Annotated in this window: 1 protein-coding gene; it reads right to left on the bottom strand. The window is 68.1% G+C overall.

Annotated features, from left to right (window positions below; translation table 11 throughout):
- A partial coding sequence (locus C5F75_RS04590; RefSeq protein ID WP_104011932.1) for an efflux RND transporter periplasmic adaptor subunit occupies positions 1–897 on the bottom strand: 897 nt, incomplete at both ends.

Here is an 897-nt window from a genome sequence, read left to right as displayed (position 1 = left end):
GTCTTCACGGTCGCGCCCGGGCGCACCTTGTCGACGCCCTGCACGATCACGTGATCGCCCGCCTGCAGACCGCCTTCCACGATCCAGTTCTGGCCTTGCATGCCGGTCGTCTTCAGCGGACGCGGCTCGACCTTGTTGCTGGCGTTCACGACCATCGCGATCGCCTGCCCCTTCTGGTCGTGCGTGACGCCGATCTGCGGCACCAGGAACGCGTTCTCGTTCACACCTTCCTCGATCCGTGCGCGCACGAACATCCCCGGCAGCAGCACGCGGCCCGGGTTCGGGAACACCGCGCGGATCGTCACCGAGCCGGTGGTCTGGTCGACCGTCACGTCCGAGAACTGCAGCTTGCCCGGCTCCGAGTAGGTCTTGCCGTCTTCCAGGATCAGCGACACCTTCGCCGCGCCCGGGCCGCTCGTCTTCAGACGGCCGCTCTGCACGTCCTGGCGCAGCTTCAGCCCTTCGAGGCTCGACTGCGTGAGGTCGACGTACACCGGATCGAGCTGCTGCACCGTCGACATCAGCGTCGCCTGGCTCGCCTGCACGTAGGCGCCCGGCGTGACCTGCGAGATGCCGACGCGGCCGCTGATCGGCGACACGACATCCGTATAGCCGAGGTTGATCTGCGCGGTGTCGACCGCCGCCTTGCCGGCCGCGACGTCCGCCGCGGCCTGGCCTTGCGTGGCCACCGCGTTGTCGTAGTCCTGCTTGCTGACCGCGTTCGCGGCGACCAGCACCTTGTAGCGCGCGACCAGCGCGTTCTGCGTGACGAGGTTCGCCTGCGCCTTCGCGAGCGTCGCCTTCGCGCTGTTCAGCGCCGCGATGTACGGCGCCGGATCGATCTTGTAGAGGCGCTGACCGGCCTTGACGTCGGTGCCTTCGGTGAATTCACGGCGC

It is taken from the genome of Burkholderia anthinoferrum (assembly GCF_002925705.1).
Taxonomy (GTDB): domain Bacteria; phylum Pseudomonadota; class Gammaproteobacteria; order Burkholderiales; family Burkholderiaceae; genus Burkholderia; species Burkholderia semiarida.
Note: the sequence above shows the minus strand (reverse complement) of the source record. Positions and strands in the feature narration are given on the sequence as shown.